Source organism: Myxococcus dinghuensis (assembly GCF_024198235.1).
Taxonomy (GTDB): Bacteria; Myxococcota; Myxococcia; order Myxococcales; family Myxococcaceae; genus Myxococcus; species Myxococcus dinghuensis.
Genome location: NZ_JAKCFB010000058.1, coordinates 33,349 through 51,266, shown reverse-complemented (window position 1 = coordinate 51,266; position 17,918 = coordinate 33,349). Strand labels below are relative to the sequence as shown.

Genomic DNA, 17,918 nt, shown 5'->3' with positions numbered 1-17,918 from the left:
CGTCGCGCGGCAGCGCCCCCCGCGCCGGCCAGGCCCGCCACCCCGCCTCCAGCGCCCCGCCGCGCCACCACCACGCACCAGCCGGCCGCCCCCCCGCCGCCGCCTCCCGCGGAGCCCGAGCCCACGACGCGCAAGGCGGTGCTCTCCTCGCCTCAGAAGCGGCTCTCCCCCCGCTCGGCGACGTCGGACTCGGTGCGCCCGCCGCCCCCGGTGCCCTCCGCCGCGTCCTCGGACCCCGACCTGACGCACACCGCGCGCACCCAGCCGGCGCGCGCCGCGCTGCCCCCTCCCGAGGAGCACACCGTCCGCGCGGTGCTGCCGCAGTCCCTCGCGCGCGCCGCGCCGCCCGTCCCCCCGGAGGAGCCGCCCCGCGCGGAGGCCCGGCCGCGGGGACGCAGCAGCGTGGACGTGCCGCGCGCCCCGACGACGCCTCCCCCACCCGCGCCTCCCCCACCCGCGCCTCCCGAGCGCCACGAGCAGACGGCCATGGTCCGCATGCCCGTGGCCCCGGCCGACGCGCGCCGGGGAGCCCCTCCGGCCGCCGGCCCGCGGCGACGCACCCAGGCCCAGTTGCCGTCGACCAACGACGCGGACGTGGACGTCACCACCCGCCCCGCGCGCGCCTTCCAGGATGCGCGTCGGAGGCCGCCCGAGGACGACGAGGACGAGGGCGCACACGCCGCGACGCAGGCCGGGGTGACGGCGATTCACGGCTCCTCCGGGACCTGGATGGTGGTGCTCGCGGCGGTGCTCATCGCGCTCGCCGTGGGGACGACGGCGGTGGCGCTCGGCCTGGACCGGGGCGTCATCTCCGGCTGGGTGTCGTCCCTGCTCGACGGCGACGGGAAGCAGCCCGCCCCCACGCCGCTCCCGCCCCGACAGCAGGCCGCGCCCCCGGCGCTGACCACGCCCACCCCCCCGGCGCCGCCCCCCGCCCCGGGCAGTGGCGGCGCGCCCGAGGGCACGGTCATGGCGGACACGACCGGGACCCCGCCACCCGCCGAGGCACCCGTGGCGGAGCCCCCCACCGCCCAGCCCGAGGACGCGGCGGAGGCGGACGCGCCGGACGCGGACGAGTCGTCGCAAATCAAGAAGTCGAAGGTCACCATCACCAAGCGCCCCAAGGAGCCGGTGCGGGGTGGCAAGGCGCGGAGCCAGGACGGCGCGGAGCCCCAGCCCAGCGCCACGGGCGAGCCGGGCTTCCTCTCCTTGAGCACCGACCCGTCCGCCAAGGTGTACGTGGGCGGCCGGATGCTCGGGGACACGCCCCTCACCAAGGCGAGCCTGCCGGCGGGCAAGCACAACCTGAAGCTCGTGGATGGCAGCGGCCGCTCGTTCACCCTGCCCGTGGACATCAAGACCGGGGAAGTCACCACGGTGCGCATGCCCCTGGAGATGCTGTCCCACTAGGGCTGGCACACCGGAAGGCAATCGGTTCCGGCATCGGCCGTAGCCCGGGCATGACAGGGCCCCACCGGGCCCGCCGCCCTGGGAGCCGCTCCATGAAGACCGCCCGGATGTCCCTGCTCGTCCCCTTCCTCCTGCTCACCGGCGCCGCCCACGCGGAGGACGCCGCGAACGACGACGCCTCCCGGAAGGCGGAGGTCCGCGAGGTCTCCGACTTCGACGGCGTCTCCTTCGGTCACGGCATCCACGCGAAGGTGAAGGTGGGCCCCAAGTCCGTCCGCGTGGAGGGCCCGCAGGAGCTGGTCTCCCGCCTGCGCTTCGTGGTGGAGGACGGGAAGCTCCAGACGGAGGTGGACCGCAAGGGTGGCTTCTTCGGGTCCAACTTCAATGGCGGCAAGGTCCGCGTCTACGTGTCCAACCCGCGCATCGAGGAAGTCGATGCCAGCGGCGGCAGCCACGTGGAGGCGGACGTCACCTCCGAGGACGACTTCACGGCCCACGCCAGCGGCGGCGCCACGCTGTCCGTCCGGGGCGTGGACGCACGCAAGGTCGAGGTCGAGGCCAGCGGCGGCGGCACCGTCACGCTGGAGGGCCGGGCGAAGGCGCTGGAGGTCGAGGCCAGCGGCGGCGCGGTGGTGAAGGCGAAGAACCTCAAGGGCCTGAAGGACCTGGAGGTCGAGGCCAGCGGCGGCGCCCGCGTGGAGGCGAACCCCTCCAACAGCGTGTCCGTCGAGGGCTCGGGTGGCGCCACCGTCCAGTGCGGCGCGCGCCCGCCCAAGACCAACGTGAGGGCGAGCGGGGGAACCCAGGTCCTCTACGACAGCGACGCTTGATGAGAGTGGCTCTCACGCGCCTGCTCGCCGCTTCTGTCACGGTTGCGTGAGTCCCGCGCCACACCGGGCGCGTGGGTAGGGAACGACACAGCCCATCCTCACGCGAGCCGTCTTGCCGAGGCGTGGGGTGCCCGATTGGAATGAGGCTCCCCCTCGCGTCGGAGCATCCATCCCATGACGGACCCGAATCCCGCTCGGCCTCCCTCCTTCTCTTCCGAGCGCGCGGCGGGGGCGGGACGCAAGGCTTCGGTCTGGAGCGGCGTGGGGTTGGTGGTCGCGCTCGTCGCCGGGGGTTCGCTCTACTTCCGCGCCGGACAGAGCACCCGCGTGCGGCCCTCGCGGGACGAGCGCGCCGAGGTCCCTCCCGCAGCACCGGGCGCCTCCGAGGGTCCACGCGATGGAGCGCGCGAGCCGGTGCGCCTGCGACACAAGGGCAAGCGCGTCCGCTCCGCCATCTACACCGCGGACCCCGGGACGATGGGGTGGACGGAGCGCGCCGCGCGCGCCACCGCGCTGGGAGAGCGACAGGAGGCGCACGCGGAGCTGGACGAGGCCCTGCGCCGTTCCGCCGGGTTCGCGCCCGCCCTCTTCCTGCGGGTCTGTCTCGCGTTGGAGGAAGGTGACGACGCCAGGGCCCGCGCCGCGCTGGAGCAGTTGGACGGCGTGGTCGTCGTGGCGACCCCGGAGCTCGACGTGCTGGAGCAACTGCGGTTGCTGCGGGGGCGAGAGGGCTTCTCTCCACTGGCCACGTTCCGCGACGCGTGGGAGCAGGCGGGCCGCCCCGACTTCCAGACGAGCGGCCTGCTGCCAGGCGCCACGCCTCCACAATTCGACACGTCGGGGGACCTCTGGCGGTGGAAGGCCTGGCGGGAGGTGGGCTCGGACGACGTGCGCCGGCTGGTGGTCCTCACCCTGCCCGCGCCCACCGAGGAGCAGGCGCTGTTCCTGTTGCAGCAGGTGCCCCGGCTCCAGGACCCGCACGACGTCCTCGCGGTGATGGACGCCCTGAAGGGCGAGGTGCTCCCGGAGTCCGTCCGGGCCACGGCGCGCCAGACCTTCCGTCAGAAGCTGGAGGCGCTGATGACGGAGCACCCCCGGTCGATGCAGCTCCGGTTGCAGTGGCTCTTGGGAGACACGGCCGTCGACGCGCCCCTGCGCGAGGCGGACCTCGTCGCGTTGGAGCAGGCGGCGGCGCTGCCGGTGTGGCGCGAGACGTCCTTCCAGGAGCACTACGTGCGCACGCGCGGGCTGCTGAAGGACGTGAAGATGCCGGACCTCCGCGCCACGACGTGGGAGGTGGCCTCGCGTGGACTCCAGGAGCGTGGGACGTGGCTCCTGCGCACGCGCGCCACGGGGACCCGGAGTGCCCTGACGCCCCGGCAGCGCCAGCGCCTGGGTCGCGTCACCCACGCCATCGGCGCGGCGATGGCGCGCATGCCCACGCAGATGGAGCGGACCACGGGCCTCCAGTTGATGGTCGACGGCGCGGACGCCCTGGGAGACACGTCCGCGCGGGCGGAGGCGGAGGCGCGGTTGAGGGAGCTGGACGAGGCGCTCGTGCAGTTCCGCAAGACATCCCTGGAGCGGTGGCCCCTGCCCATGTTGGCGGAGGAGCTGCTCGCGCGCAGGCTCGAGGACGAGCCCGCGTTCGTGCTGGGCTTCGCGGCGGTGGCGCCCGCCGGCACGGCGAGGGTGCAGCCTTAGGCAGGGGAGTGGGGAACGAGGTAACTCGGGCCCCAGGGATGTCTCTTCCCCCGGGGCCCGAGCAGACCCCCCACGCTGCAACGGAGCCGCCGCACGCCGGACCTCCAAGGTCGCCCGGGCAACCGCACTCCTTCCACACAAGCGCCGGGACCAAGGGGGTGCGTCCCGGGCGGGCCTCGCGTGGGCAAGGTGGAACACGTCCACGTCTTTCAACGCAACGATGGCGGAAGAATATCGGGTACGCGGAGCATGTCCACCCGCAGGGTCGGTGCTCCGGGGGGTGCCGTGACAGGCTGGATGCCAGGAGCCCTCCTTGGCGGGTCCGATTCACCACCTGTACGGGGGTGCTCGCGCATTTTGTCGGTGCGGGACGATTGACAGCGCGGTCCGTCTTCCTCTCGCGTCTCACGTGCGGGTCCATGACACATGACGCATGACTCATGACGCACGCACAATCCCATGCGGTCCGGAGGGATGACGCGGCGATGGGTGCCATGTGAATGAGGGAGCCGTGCGTTTCATCGGCTGGGATTTGACCGACCCCTACGCGCGAGAGCGCCGGATGGTCGACGTGGCCCGGGTGGACCTGGGAGGTCGAGTGTCCTTCGGCTGCCTGCGCTGGCCCCCTCTGACCGCGGAGGGCGTGCTGGCACCGGAGGCGCTGGTGGAAACCTTCCCCGTGGCCGCGGACGACGTGGTCGTGGTGGACGGACCGCAAGCGCTGGCCCGGCCGGGTGCCCTGGTGCGAGAGGCAGAGCGGCGGTTGCGGGCACCGGGGCGCACGCCTGATGTGCTCCCCGCGCCAGGTCGCCCCTTCAGCGGCTTCGTGCGAGGCAGCGTGTTGCTCTTCGCCGCGCTGCACGCGCGCGCCCGCCTGCCCATGCTGGACGTGGACACGCCGGCGGTGGAGCACGCCCGGCTGTTCGAGGCCTTCCCGGGCGCGCTGTGGCGGCGACTCGTGGGCCGGGGACTCGCGAAGAAGGACTCGCGCGAAGGCCGGGCGCAGCGACGCCAGGCCCTGGAGACCCATGGGCTGTCCTTCCCTCCTGGCGTGCTGCCCACGCATGACCAGCTCGACGCGGCCGGGTGCGCCTGGCTCGGCTGGCTGACGCGGACCGCGCCGGAGCGGGTGACGGCCGTGGGCGACCCGCTCACGGTGGACGCGCGAGGTTGGCTGCGCGAGGGGCGCATCCTCCACCTGGGCCTGGACGCATCGTGAAGCATCGCTCGCACGCCGCGCCCTGTGGAGAACTTGGGGGCTGCGCGTCCAGGAGGCGGTGACAACGAAGTGGACCCCACTGTCCACTCCCGTTGACAGTCCCGCCGCCCCGACGTGGCACGGCGTCCGACGATTCCAGGGCTTGGGGCGACCTCCATGCCTGGCCGTCGGGTTGCACAGGCGGGCGGGCATGACCGCTGCCTTCTACCTGCTGCTCGTCATCGGAGCGCTGGGCGCCTTCGACGTCGTCTACTTCCATGGCCTGCGGGGACGGCTGATGGAACGCCCCGAGTGCCAGCGCGAGGTCCTCTGGCACACCGCGCGCCATCTCATCTACGCGCTCCAGTTCCTCTGGGTGGCGAACCTGCGTCCCCAGGGCCTGGCGCTGTTGCCGCTCGTCCTGCTCTACGCGGCGGATGTCTTCGTCGCCTTCGCGGATGTCTGGGAGGAGCGGCGGAGCCGGGCCTCGCTGGGAGGGGTCTTTCCGGGCGAGTACCTCATGCACGTGGCGCTGAGCGTGCTCGTGGGCCTCTACCTCATGGCCACCTTCCACGCGGTCTGGCCGGACCGGCTGCTGCCCACCGGCGTACGCGCGGAGGCTCCCGCCGTGCCCGTCGTGCTGAGGGCGCTGATGAGCCTCATGGGCCTGGGGGCGCTCGTCGCCTTCGTCAGGGACCTCACCCGCTGGAGGGCCTTCCGGCGCGGCGGCGCCCACCCCGCTTCACGAGCGCCGGTGCCCCGTCGCATCGTGGTGGAGGCCCTCATCCCCGCTCCCGTCGGGTGCGTCTGGGAGCGCACGCAGGACCCGGACCTGCACACCGCCTGGGACGTGCGCTTCACCTCCATCCGCTACCTGCCGGAGTGTGATGCGCGGGGCTACCACGAGATGGACTACCGCACGCGCCTGGGCTTCGGGCTCGAGGTCGCAGGCTGGGGGCGCTACCTCGCGAACACGCCGCTCGAGCGCTCCACGTTCGAGTTCGGCTCGGACGACCCGCTCAGCCTCATCCTGCGGGGCCGGGGCGTCTGGCTCTACGAACGCCGGCCAGGGGGCACCTTCTTCAAGACGGTCTTCGACTACCAGACGCGCCATGGCGCGCTGGGGGCGCTGCTCGACGACCTGCTCTTCCGCCCCGTCATGCGGCTGGGCACGGAGTGGGGGTTCGAGACGCTGCGCCGGTGGTGCGCGGGGGACGTCTCCGCTCCGGAACGAAGGCGCGCGCGGTGGCGCTTCGCGTGCTTCCTCGTGGCGAGGACGCTCGGCATGGCGCCGAGGCCGGGGGCGGCGCGTAGCTGGCTCGGCTCGGGCGCCCGGGATGTCACGCCCTCGCGCCCCTGTGGAGAACTTGTGGGGGTGTCCTCATGAGGGCGCCCGACGAGGCACACCTTCATGCCGCGCCGGGCGGAGACGACGCCGGGCATCCACGTGGTGAAGGTGCAGGCGGCTCCGCGTGGGCGCTCGATGGAACGCCATGCACCCCCGATGAAAGCGCACCAGTCACGCGCGAGAGGAAGGTCTCGCCATGAAGCACCTCGACGAGACGCTCATGCCGCGAACGTCGGGGACGGCACCGGTCGCGCGCGACGCGAAGCACCTGAGGCACTTCATCAACGTCTTCAAGCCGACCCGGGGACGCACCACCCTGGAGGCCCTGCTCTCGCGCGGGGAGCTCCTCGAGGCCGCGCGCCTGCTCCCCGGCGCGGACCGCGCCGCGCTCCATGACTTCGCCTTCCGGCAGCGGGCCTGTCGGCTGTCGCTGTCGCTCCTGGAGGACTTCTATGCCGCGCACCCATGCCGCATGGCCCGCGTGCACCTGCTCGCCGCGAGCGCCGTCACCCTGGGGCGCTTCTGGGGGGTGTCGGAGCCCTTCGCGCGATTGGGCGCGGCCGTCATGCCGGTGGATGCCCTGGGCCGGGCGCGCACACCCGCCTGGGCCGCGTACGCGCGCGCCTGCGAGGAACACCTGCCGCTGGAGATTCGCGACGAGCGGTGGATCGACGCGCACATGCAGGACGTCGCCCGAGCCCGCGAGCTCGGCTACGAGGCCGCCTTCCTCGAAGAGGCCCGGGCCCACGCGGGCGAGCCGCTGTGGCGCCTGCTCGCGCAGCACCTCGAGATGACGCTGGGCGCGCGGCTGTTCGACCATCCCGCGCTCGCGGGCGCCGTCCCCCCGGAGAGCGCCATGGCGCAGGGCCTGGCCCTGTCCCTGCGCCGCATCGCGCGCGCCGGCTGGAGCCTGCTGTCCCACTACGCGCCGCGCACCCTGCGCGCGTGGGTGCTCCCGCGCTGGCATGCCGTCCCGGGGCTCGCGGGCGAGCGACGCGCGGCCTGGCTGCTGCTGTCGAGCTTCGTCACCGCCTGGACCGCGGCCGGCGTCTACCGCCGGGGCGTGAAGCTGCTGCACCGGGGCCAGCGCGTGGGCCCGTCGGACGTGTGGCCCCTGCTGGCCCCGGTCCTCGGCGACGACCTGCCCCGCGTGGACCCGCGCGTCGCGCGCTTCTACGCCAACCCCGGCGCCTGGACGATGCGAGCCACCGTCTCGCTCTCCTCCCGCGCGGCCCGCGTGCTGGCGTGGCTCTCCACGCGGCTGACCGGACAGGGCCTCTCCGAGCACGGCGCACACGCCTTCCCCGGCCGCTTCCGCACCTTCCGCCGCGCGGACGGCTCCATGCACTTCGTCCGCGAGCTGTACTGCGACGGCGCGCTGCGCGTCTTCGACTCCGACTTCGTGGTACGCCAGGGGCGGCTGTACGAGGTCTTCGTCGAGCACGGGCTGGAGCTGGAGCTCGCCGTGTCCGTGCTCGACGGCGGCGGCCTCCGGCTGCGAGGCCGGACGCTGCGCTGGCACGGGCTGTGGCTGCCGTGGCTGGGCCGCCAGGTGGAGTTCCGCGTCCTCCCCGCCCCGGATGGCACCTGCCGCGTGGACGCCGTCGGCACCCTGCGCCCCTCACGCCCCTGGGGGCGCATCCACTACGAGGCCCGGCACCTGTCCGAGGCCGCCGAGCCCGGGTGACGCCTCGCTAGTGGTCGGAGCCCTCGTGGTGGTCGTGCCCCGGGCCGCCGAACGTCCCGGGCCAGGGCTCGCGCGCGGGCAACAGCCCCGGCATGGGGAAGCGCTGGAAGCGCGCCTGGCTGTACGCGAAGGGCGGGTCGCACTCGCCACACGTGGTGGCGCCGTCCATCAGCAGCATCCCTCCCGGCGCCAGCTCCATCAGGTTCGGCTCCGAGAGGAGCGTGGTCTCCAGCGGACACTGGAAGGCCTCGCTGCCATCCCTCACGCGCACGCCCACGAGCCAGGGCAGCGAGCGGGCATCTCCCATCATGGCGAGCACCACCGTCTCCGGCGGCTGGCCCGCGACCTCCGGCCAGGTGGCCAGCCGAATCTCCTTCGACGTGAGCGCCTGCCCGGACCGCTTCAGCGAGTACGTCCAGGCCGCCTCCAACCCGGGCAACCGGTAGCCCTTCAGCTCCGTCGCGACGAGGCCCGCGCCACCGTCCACGGGGCTGACGGAGGTGCCCTGCGGACTCGGCACCGCCACCGCGTGCGTGGACACGCCGCGGCCGAAGACCTGGGGCAGCGTCGCCACCACGGTGCCATCCCGCGTGTCGAGCGCCTCCGTGCTCCGCTCGGCGAACAGCTTCCCGTCCACCACCGCCAGCTCACCGGCGCGGTACTGCGCCGGCTTGCGCCAGCGCGGCACACCGTCCGGCGAGAAGGCCATGAGCAACGTGGGCGCGCCCGGCTGGAGGGGAGCCCCATCGTTCAGCGTCTTCGAGAAGGCGACGTACAGGTCGCCCACCACGTCCGACGCGACGCCGAAGGGGTGCGGGTGGTTGCACTCGCTGAGCAGCGGGTCGGTCAGCTCCTGCGCGGACACCATCTGCCCGTAGGCATCCAGCACCACGAGGAAGTACATCCGGCAGAGCGTGGCGCGCGGGTGCCCGACGGGATAGGCCTCGAAGAGGGCCGCCAGCCGGTCCGGCGCCATCACCGCCAGCCGCGCCAGGAACAGCGTCCCCGTGCGCTCGGCGAAGTCCGGCCGCGCCCGCGCCAGGGTGAAGCTCCAGCGGGGCACCCCCGTGAAGCGCTCCACCAGCGACACCGTGCCGTCGCTCGGCAGGTCCATGCACAGCAGCCGGTCGTTCCACAGCATGCACCGCCGGCCCGCGTCGCGCGTGCGGCCCGGCGTGGGCGACGTCGCGTCGAGCAGCGCGGACGCATAGAAGCCCATCAGCGCCACGTCGCCCCGAGGGCTCACCAGCACGTCGTGCAGGTTCATCCCCAGCTCGCGCGAGTCGAGGCTCCAGTCCGGCGCCAACGCCACCGCGGGGGACCGCTCGCAGACGGAGCCCTTGCAGCGGCCCTCGCCCTGGCACGGGCTCGCCGGCGCGCACACGAAGCGGTCCGGCAGGTCCTGCCGCGTGCACGCGCCCTCGACACACACGTCCGCGACGTCGCAGCTCCGCTCGGGGCCACAGAAGGTGCCATCCGGCGCGTCCGCCAGACCACAGCCGAGCTTCGGGTCGCACGTGCCCACCCGGCACGCGCCATCCCCCGGACACGGCGGCGCGGGGACGGCGCCGCACCCGTCCAGCGCGTGGCACACGTCCGTGGTGCACGCGTTGCCGTCGTCACAGGCCCGCTCGCGCCCCTTGCACCGCCCCTGCTGGCACGTCGCCTCGAAGAGGCAGGCGTTGCCCGGGTCGCACGCGGCGCCATCCGGCAGCAGCGTCTCCACGCACTTCTCGGTGGTGGGGTCGAAGGTGGCGGTGGCGCACTTCACCGGCGTGAAGCAGTCCGGCGGGGGCTTCGCCTCGCCCACCAGCACCACCTCCGCCCGGCCTCCGTCCGACGAGGTGCCCACCAGCGTGGCCTCGAAGGCGCCCGTCACCGTCGGCGCGAAGCGCACGCGCACCGGCACCTCCCCCGTCGTCACGCGCGCCGGCAGCACGTCCAGCAGCGAGAACGGCGCGTCCACCGACGTCCACGTCACGTCCAGCGGCGCGCGGCCCGCGTTGTGGACGCGCACCTCCGCCACGCGCGCCGTGCCGGGGTAGGCCACCGGGAACTCCAGCCGCTCCACCGACAGCCGCAGCCGCCCGCTCGCCGTCTGGAGGCGCTCGTCCCGGCAGGCCGTCGCGCCGGCCGCCAGCGCCAGCACCAGCAGGATGCCCGTCCACCCCGTCCCGACAGCTCTCGTCGCGCGCGCCATGGGTGCCTCCCCGTCTCCAGGCCACCGGCTATAGCCCCGGGCCCCGGAGGATGCGAGGGGCCGACGGACACGCGGTGTCCGACAACCGCCCTCGTCGCGCCGCGAGTGTTCCGTGACCAGCGCCCCGGCGCCCCACCCGTGTCCGCGCGGACGGATGTCCACCCCTTCCGTCCCCCCGGCGGAGCAGCCACGCCGGAGAGCTGAATGCACGACGGAATGGTGGCGCCAGCGGGTGATGGTGACGTGTCTTCAGGGTGGTGTAGCCGGACCCTGTCGTTTTTTCCGGCGGGTCGAAGTTGCCCGCCCCAACCGCGCGGAATGGTTGGATCCAGGAAAGGTACGGTTCTCGCACTGGCGGCGGGCATGACCTCCGCCGGCACCGCGAGCGCGCAACAGTCGACCCAGGCCTTCACCGTGCTGATTCCCCGTGGCCTCCAGGGCGCGGTGGACGCGTTGGGGGCCCAGACCCGGCAGGCGCTGCTCTCCGAGCTGTTCCGCATGGCCACGCTGGCGCACCAGGAGCGCGGCCTCCTGCCGACGTCGGAGCCCTATGCCCTCACGCTGGACCTGGAGGGCTGCCACGCCACGGTGGAGCTGGACCCCTCCCGCGCCAGGCTCACCCTCGCCGGCCTGTCCCGTGCCCGGGCGCTGGACTAGCCGGCCGCCCTTTCGTGAGAAGCGATGTCGCGTCGAGCCGGCTACGAGGAATCCTGGGACCTGACGTATCTCGTGGAACAACTGCGCGAGCTCATCGGGCAGGAGCTCCACCTGGACGACGCCCTCTCCGAGGAGCTGGAGGACACCCTCACCCGCCTGGTGCTGCGGAACCAGCGCCTGCGCAGCCTCCAGCGCATGGTGAGCGCCGAGCGCTCCCAGGAGGACCTGGAGACGCTCCGGCACGCCCTGGAGCTCATGGACCGCCAGCTCCTGGCGTGCCTCCCCGGCCTGCTGGAGCGGCTGCGCGCCGTGCTCACCTGAGCCGCTCCACCCGGTGGCCCGTCGCCGTGGGCGTACTCCACAGCCCGGATGTCCCCAGCGCCCCGCTTCTTCTTAAAAGCTTTATGTAGGTATTGATCAAATGGTGGAAGAAGTAGAGGGCGCGGAGTTGGGGACAAGTCAGCAAGCTCCCGGAACCCTTGAGGAATTCGGCACATGCTACATGTGGGTAAATTGGCGGTTTCCCACGGGCATCCACAAGGGTTGATCCACGCCACCGGTTCTCCACAGTGAGCCCCCAGCTATCCACAGGCCATCCACAGGCTGGCGGTGGAGGCGGGGTGGACGGTGGGTGTCGGCGCCATCTCACTGCACGTTCGCGCCCTACAAGCCTGTTATCCTCCGCCGCGCGGAGGCTCCGGTCGCGGGGCGCTGGCACGGAGGTTCTGCCATCGATTTCTATCGAGGCGAGCGCATCGGGAAGTACGAGGTCGTCACGCAGCTTTCCGTGGGTGGCATGGCCGAGCTGTTCCTCGGCTTCACCTCGGGTCCGGGTGGCTTCCGCAAGTACGTGGTCATCAAGCGAATCCTCCCGGATGCCCGCGACAACGAGCAATTCGAGCGGATGTTCCTGGACGAGGCGCGCATCACCGCGGCCTTCAACCACCCGAACATCGCGCAGGTGTTCGACCTGGGGCAGGAGGACGACGGGCTGTACCTGGCGATGGAGTTCATCGCCGGGCAGAACCTGAACCAGCTCACCGGCGCGTGCCTGCGGCGCAAGCAGCAGCTGTCCGTGGGGTTCGTGCTGTCGGTGGCGCGCGACGTGTGCCTGGCGCTGCACTACGCGCACACCTTCACGACGCCGTCCGGGGAGCCCAGCCCGGTCATCCACCGTGACGTGGCGCAGAAGAACATCATGGTGACGTACGACGGCGTGGTGAAGCTGCTCGACTTCGGCATCGCCAAGGCGAAGGGCAGCCTCGAGCGCACCCACGCGGGCACGGTGAAGGGCACCACGGGGTACATGTCCCCGGAGCAGGTGCGCGGCGACAAGCTGGATGGCCGCAGCGACCTGTTCTCCGTGGGCGTGATGATGCACGAGCTGCTCACGGGCGCGCGCCTGTTCGCCGGCAAGACCGAGCGCGACGAGATGGTGAAGATCCTCGAGGCGCCCATCCCCTGGCCCTCGCACGTGGCGCCGCACGTGTCGGAGCAGGTCTCCAAGGTGGTGATGCAGGCGCTGGAGCGCAGCCGGGAGAAGCGCTTCGCCAACGGCCGGGACATGGCGCGGGCCATCGAGGCGGCGGCGAGCGGAATCCTGCAGGACTCGGAGCACCGCGCGTCGCTGATGCGGGAGCTGTTCTCGGAGCGGATGGCGGCCACGCGCGCGCTGCTGGAGAGCGCGGACGGGACGGCCAGCTCGCTGATGGTGGAGTCCGCCAAGCGCGCGCTGCGCAGCGACGACGGGCCGTACCTGCCGGCGCGCGACGACATGGCCACGCCCAAGGACGTGGCGGCGGTGCCGCGCAAGGCGTCGCGCAAGGTGCCCACGGCGCGTGGCGCGGACAAGGCGCCCCCGCCGACCGCGGACGACCCCAACGAGCTGACCCCCTCGCAGCGGCGCTGGTCCAACGTGCTGTGGGGCACGGTGATGCTGGCCATCGTCGTGGGCGGTGGCTACGGCGCGGTGAGGTTGAGCAAGGCGCTCGACGCGACGATAGAGCCGGTGCCGGAGCGGCTGCCCCACTACGAGTCGGGGCTGGCCGTCTTCCGCGAGCCGGGGAGCGACGCGGGCACGGAGCCGGAGGAGGCGGTGCCCGGCAAGTCCACCAGGCCGGCCGACCCGGCCCCTCGGCCCGCCGCGCCGCCGGAGGAGGAAGAGAAGACCGCCCGGACGGACACCCCCTCTCGCGCCCAGGGGAAGCTCATCTTCGCGGTGGTCCCCATGGCGGACGTCTTCCTGGACCTGGCGGGGAGCAAGAAGTCGCCCACGAAGCTGGCGAGCAAGGCCGTGTACCAGCTCTCGCTGCCCGTGGGGACACACCGGCTGCTGGTCGTCGGCGACGACAAGAAGCGACGCGTGGTGAACGTGCCCGTGGAGGCGGGCAAGACGTCGACGCTGCGCCTGAGGCTCGAGGAGATTCCGGAGGGCTGAGGTGTTTGTCGGGCCCTCCCCCCGATTGAGGGGGGCGGGGCCGCGCCGGGGCGGTTATCGTCGCGCCCCCATGGCCGCGCTCACCCTAGGCTTCCTGATGGACCCGCTCGAGACGGTGCGGGTGGACCACGACTCCACGTTCGCGCTGATGGTGGAGGCGCACCAGCGCGGCCACCGGGTGCTGTACTTCGAGCAAGGCTGGCTTCGCTTCAACGGCCGGTGCGCGGAGGCGCGCATGCGCCGGGTCGCGGTGCGCCGCGAGCCGGGACGGCACTTCGACGTGCTCGACGAGGCGCCGCGCGCGCTGTCGGAGCTGGACGTGCTGTTCTTGCGCAAGGACCCGCCGGTGGACGCGGAGTTCCTGCACGCCACGCAGCTGGTGGAGCTGTGCGCGGACCGCGCGCCCGTCTACCTCAACCACCCGGCGGGCATCCGCGACGCGAACGAGAAGCTGTTCGCCCTGCGCTACCCGGACCTGATGCCGGACACGCGCATCTCCGGCGAGCTGCCGGTGCTGCTGGACTTCATCGCCCGAAACGCCCAGGGCACCATCCTCAAGCCCATCGACGGGTTCGGCGGCAAGGGCATCCTCTTCCTCTCCCCCGGGGACCGGAACGCGCGCTCCGCGCTGGAGCTCCTGACGCGCGGAGGCCGCGAGGCGGTGGTCGCGCAGGCCTACATCCCGGAGAGCCGCCTGGGCGACAAGCGCATCATCCTGGTGGACGGCGAGCCCGTGGGCGGCGTGCTGCGCGTGCCGTCCGGGGACGACCACCGCGGCAACATGGCCGCCGGGGGCACGCCCAAGAAGGCGGTGCTCACCGACCGCGACCGGGAGATCTGCGAGCGCCTCAAGCCGGAGCTGCGCCGGCGCGGGCTGCTGCTGGTCGGCATCGACGTGCTCGGGGACTTCCTCACCGAGGTGAACGTCACCAGCCCCACCGGCCTGGTGGAGGCGGACCAGCTGGACGGCGTGTGCATCGAGGCGCGGGTCATCGACCTGGCCGAGCGGCTCGCCGCCGAGCGCCCCGCACGCTGACCCGCGAAGGTCGGCTGTCACGGACAGGACTGACGACGTCACCCCCGCACCGCGCCGGGGGCGCGCCCATGGACCCATCCGCCCCTCTGAAGCAAGAGCTGATGCTTGATTCATGTTTCATTGGATTTCGACGCACCGCGCCGAAATGAATCATGGTTCAGTTTTCATCGTCGAGGCGACGCGCCGCGCCTTGAACCCGGGCAATCCGGAGGAGTCACGTTGCGCCCCGCGGCCGCCCTTCCTCCCCCCTGGCGGCCCGGGAGGCAGCATGACCTCGCAACAGTGGTTTCGTAGCGCCCTTCGGTTCGCAGGGTTGTCCTTCGCCGCGTTCGTGCTCGCGGGCTCGCCGGGTTGTGGTTCCCAGGAAGAGGTGTCGGCCGAGGAGGTCGAGCTGGGCCGGTCCGAGCTGGGGCTCACGCAGGTGACGGGCTTCGGCAGCAATCCTGGCAACCTGTTGATGTATCGGCACGTGCCCACGGGCATGCCGGCGAACGCGCCGCTGGTGGTGGTGCTCCACGGGTGCACGCAGAACTCCACGGGCATGGAGGCGAGCGGGTGGACGGCGGCGGCGAACGTCTACAAGTTCTACGCGGTGTATCCGCAGCAGCAGAGCGGCAACAACAGCACGAGCTGCTTCAACTGGTTCGAGTCCGGGGACATCACGCGCGGGTCGGGCGAGGCGCTGTCCATCATCCAGATGGTGGACGCGATGAAGGCGGCGTACTCCATCGACGCGTCCCGCATCTACGTGTCGGGGTTCTCCGCGGGTGGGTACATGGTGTCGGCGCTGCTGGCCACGTATCCGGACGTCTTCTCCGGCGGTGCCATCAACGCGGGTGGGCCGTACAAGTGCGCCACGTCGATGACGGCGGCGTTTTCGTGCATGAGCCCGGGGACGGACAAGACGCCCGCGGCGTGGGGGGACCTGGCGCGCAGCGGGTATGCGGGCTACTCGGGGCGGCGGCCGCCGGTGTCCATCTGGTACGGCTCGAGTGACTTCACGGTGCGCCCGCTGAACGGCACGGAGGCGATGGAGCAGTGGACGAACGTGCACGGCATCGACCAGACGCCGGACACGACGGAGACGGTGGCGGGGTTCCCGCACAAGGTCTACCGGGACGCGGCGGGCAAGGCGCTGGTGGAGACGTGGGAGATCACCGGCATGGGGCACGCGGTGGCGTTCGACGCGCAATACAACTTCCCGGGGAGCACCACGGCGTGTGGCTCCACGGGGGCGTACGTCACGGACGTGAACCTCTGCGCGGTGTATCACCAGGCGAAGTTCTTCGGCCTGGTGGACGGCGGCACGGACCCGAACCCGGGTGGGGACACCACGCCTCCGACGGTGGCGGTGACGGCGCCGTCGAGCGGCAGCACGGTGAGCGGCGCGGTGACGGTGGCGGTGAGCGCCACGGACGCGGTGGGCGTGGCGAAGGTGGAGCTGCTGGTGGACGGCGTGGCGGTGGCCACGGACGCGGCGGCGCCGTACGAGTTCTCCTGGGACAGCAAGACGGTGGCGAACGGGGCGCACACGCTGGGGGCGCGCGCGTATGACGCCGCGGGCAACCAGGCGACGGACAACGCCACGGCGGTGACGGTGAGCAACAGCGGCGCGCCGACGTCCGCCACGGTGACCTTCACGAGCATCGCGGCGGAGGACGGGTACCTGAAGGCGAACGCGGACGGCAGCGGGGTGGCGGTGGGCACGCTGACGAACCTGGCGCTGGGCAAGGGGACGGACGGGAAGTTCAACCGGTCGTTCCTGTCGTTCGACACGTCGAGCCTGCCGGACGGGGCGACGGTGACGCGGGCCTTCCTGACGGTGGGCTACTCGTCGGGCAGCGGGGACCCGTGGTCGACGCCCGCGGGGAACACGGTGGTCATCGACGCGCAGGCGGGGACGTTCAACGCCGCGGGCCTGGAGGTCGCTGACTGGGCGACGGCGGCCACCGCGAGCGAGGTGTCGACCGTCGACAAGTTCACCACCGGCTCGAAGGCCTCCGCGGATTTCAGTGCGGCGGGCCTCTCCGCCATCAACAAGACGGGGCGGACGCAACTGCGCCTGCGCTTCCGCGCGGAGCAGACCGCGACCCAGTACCTGTTCGTGAAGGACTCGACGAACGCGGTGCTGACCGTCGTGTACGCGCAGTAGTACGCGACGCGGGGGGACGGCGGGAGCGTGAGCCCGCCGTCCCCTCTTCTTCTTTGATTCCAATGGGTTGGCGGATGGGTGAGTTGCGTTTTTGGCGATTTGGACCTATCTAGGGGTGTGATCACGCGGCCGCGCCGCCCTGGAGTTGCTCCATGTCCCGCCACGAGAACGAACCCGTCGCGCTTCCTCCGGAGAAGCTCCGGATGGCCCAGGACATCCGGCAGCGGTTGGAGTCCGTGGCGGACAGGCGGGGGGCTCGGCGCAAGTCGCCCCTGCTGGCGCTGATGCTGCCGGACGGAGGCCGCCTGGAATTGCCGGAGGAGACGGCGGTGCTGCTCAGGGACCTCTTCGCGGCGCTCGCGGAGGGAGAGGCCGTCAGCATCGTGCCGATGCATCGCGAGCTCAGCACGCAGGAGGCCGCGGACCTGCTCAACATCTCGCGCCAGGGGTTGGTCAACCTGCTCGAGGCGAAGAAGCTGCCGTTCTTCAAGCACAACAAGCACCGGCGCATCCTCGCGAGGGACTTGTTGCGCTATAAGCGTCAGCGAGACGAGGAGCGCGCCGGGGCCCTGCGCGAGCTCACTCAGCTCAGTGAAGAGTCGGGCGACTACTTCGGCGGTTCGTGAAGGCAGCGCCGGGGGCGTGGGTGGCGTGGGTGGGGGTTCGGCGTGTTTCCAGCAATCTTTCGCGTCTTCCTCGACGCCAACGTCCTCTTCCCCATGGCCGTCCGCGACACGCTCCTGAGGGCGGCTGAAGCAGGCCTCGTCCAGCCCTATTGGAGTGAGCGCGTCCTCGAGGAGATGCGACGCAACCTGGTGAAGCAGGGACAGTGTTCGGAGGAGCAGTCGGCGCGGCTCGTGGCCATCATCCATCGAGCGTTCCCGGAGTCGCTCGTCACGGGCTACGAGCAGTTCGAGGCCTCGATGCGCAACGACCCGGATGACCGGCACGTGGCGGCAGCGGCGCTCCTTGCGCATGCCCAGGTCATCGTCACCAACAACCTGAAGCACTTCCGCAAGGTGGACCTGCCCTCCTCCATGGAGGCTCAATCCGCGGATGACTTCTTGAGACACCTCTTCGACCTGGCTCCACGCAAGATGCTCGATGTGTTGCGAAGACAAGCCGAGGACAAGCGCAGGCCACCCATGACGCTGGACCAACTGCTCGACGGGTTGAGCAGGTCGGTGCCGGGATTCATCCAGGACGTGCGCGGATATCGTGCCCTGCTCGACTCCGAGACAGGAGGCCGCGCGTGAACT

The 17,918-nt window shown here is 72.0% G+C and carries 14 protein-coding genes; 13 read left to right on the top strand and 1 reads right to left on the bottom strand.

Annotated features, from left to right (window positions below):
* From LZ198_RS39465 to LZ198_RS39445, 6 genes are all read left to right on the top strand, one after another.
* Positions 1-1,410: PEGA domain-containing protein (locus tag LZ198_RS39465; RefSeq protein ID WP_253977328.1), on the top strand; the 1,410-nt coding region annotated here is incomplete at its 5' end.
* Between the two features lie 92 nt (positions 1,411-1,502).
* A complete protein-coding gene (locus LZ198_RS43755; RefSeq protein WP_407667506.1) occupies positions 1,503-2,240 on the top strand; it encodes a head GIN domain-containing protein in 738 nt (245 codons plus the stop codon).
* 174 nt (positions 2,241-2,414) lie between these two features.
* Positions 2,415-3,944, top strand: a complete 1,530-nt coding sequence (locus LZ198_RS39460; RefSeq protein WP_253977327.1) for a hypothetical protein — start codon at positions 2,415-2,417, stop codon at positions 3,942-3,944.
* A 511-nt stretch (positions 3,945-4,455) separates the two neighbouring features.
* A complete protein-coding gene (locus tag LZ198_RS39455; RefSeq protein WP_253977326.1) occupies positions 4,456-5,163 on the top strand; it encodes a DUF429 domain-containing protein in 708 nt (235 codons plus the stop codon).
* 190 nt (positions 5,164-5,353) lie between these two features.
* A complete protein-coding gene (locus LZ198_RS39450; protein ID WP_253977325.1) occupies positions 5,354-6,529 on the top strand; it encodes an SRPBCC family protein in 1,176 nt (391 codons plus the stop codon).
* A 157-nt stretch (positions 6,530-6,686) separates the two neighbouring features.
* A complete protein-coding gene (locus LZ198_RS39445; RefSeq protein WP_253977324.1) occupies positions 6,687-8,177 on the top strand; it encodes a DUF4166 domain-containing protein in 1,491 nt (496 codons plus the stop codon).
* Positions 8,178-8,184: 7 nt separating this feature from the next.
* On the opposite strand, the gene LZ198_RS39440 is transcribed toward LZ198_RS39445, so the two are convergent.
* Positions 8,185-10,377, bottom strand: a complete 2,193-nt coding sequence (locus tag LZ198_RS39440; RefSeq protein WP_253977323.1) for a tenascin-X — start codon at positions 10,375-10,377, stop codon at positions 8,185-8,187.
* Positions 10,378-10,740: 363 nt separating this feature from the next.
* On the opposite strand from LZ198_RS39440, the gene LZ198_RS39435 reads away from it, so the two are divergent.
* The 7 genes from LZ198_RS39435 (at position 10,741) to LZ198_RS39405 (ending at position 17,915) form a co-directional block, all read left to right on the top strand.
* Positions 10,741-11,034: a hypothetical protein gene (locus LZ198_RS39435; RefSeq protein ID WP_253977322.1), complete on the top strand. Its 294-nt coding sequence runs from the start codon at positions 10,741-10,743 to the stop codon at positions 11,032-11,034.
* Between the two features lie 24 nt (positions 11,035-11,058).
* Entirely contained in the window at positions 11,059-11,355 is a 297-nt protein-coding gene (locus LZ198_RS43335; RefSeq protein ID WP_267145512.1) for a hypothetical protein, read from the top strand.
* Between the two features lie 475 nt (positions 11,356-11,830).
* On the top strand, positions 11,831-13,471 hold the full coding sequence (locus tag LZ198_RS39425) for a serine/threonine protein kinase (RefSeq protein WP_253977331.1): 1,641 nt from the start codon (positions 11,831-11,833) through the stop codon (positions 13,469-13,471).
* 70 nt (positions 13,472-13,541) lie between these two features.
* The gene (gene gshB, locus LZ198_RS39420) at positions 13,542-14,507 is read left to right on the top strand and encodes a glutathione synthase (RefSeq protein ID WP_253977321.1); all 966 of its coding nucleotides are present in this window, start codon (positions 13,542-13,544) and stop codon (positions 14,505-14,507) included.
* 268 nt (positions 14,508-14,775) lie between these two features.
* Positions 14,776-16,659 carry an extracellular catalytic domain type 1 short-chain-length polyhydroxyalkanoate depolymerase gene (locus LZ198_RS39415; protein ID WP_253977320.1) on the top strand — a complete coding sequence of 628 codons (1,884 nt, stop codon included), beginning with the start codon at positions 14,776-14,778 and terminating at the stop codon, positions 16,657-16,659.
* A gap of 152 nt (positions 16,660-16,811) precedes the next feature.
* The gene (locus LZ198_RS39410) at positions 16,812-17,285 is read left to right on the top strand and encodes a helix-turn-helix domain-containing protein (protein ID WP_253977319.1); all 474 of its coding nucleotides are present in this window, start codon (positions 16,812-16,814) and stop codon (positions 17,283-17,285) included.
* A 42-nt stretch (positions 17,286-17,327) separates the two neighbouring features.
* On the top strand, positions 17,328-17,915 hold the full coding sequence (locus LZ198_RS39405) for a PIN domain-containing protein (protein ID WP_253977318.1): 588 nt from the start codon (positions 17,328-17,330) through the stop codon (positions 17,913-17,915).
* Positions 17,916-17,918: the final 3 nt, after the last annotated feature.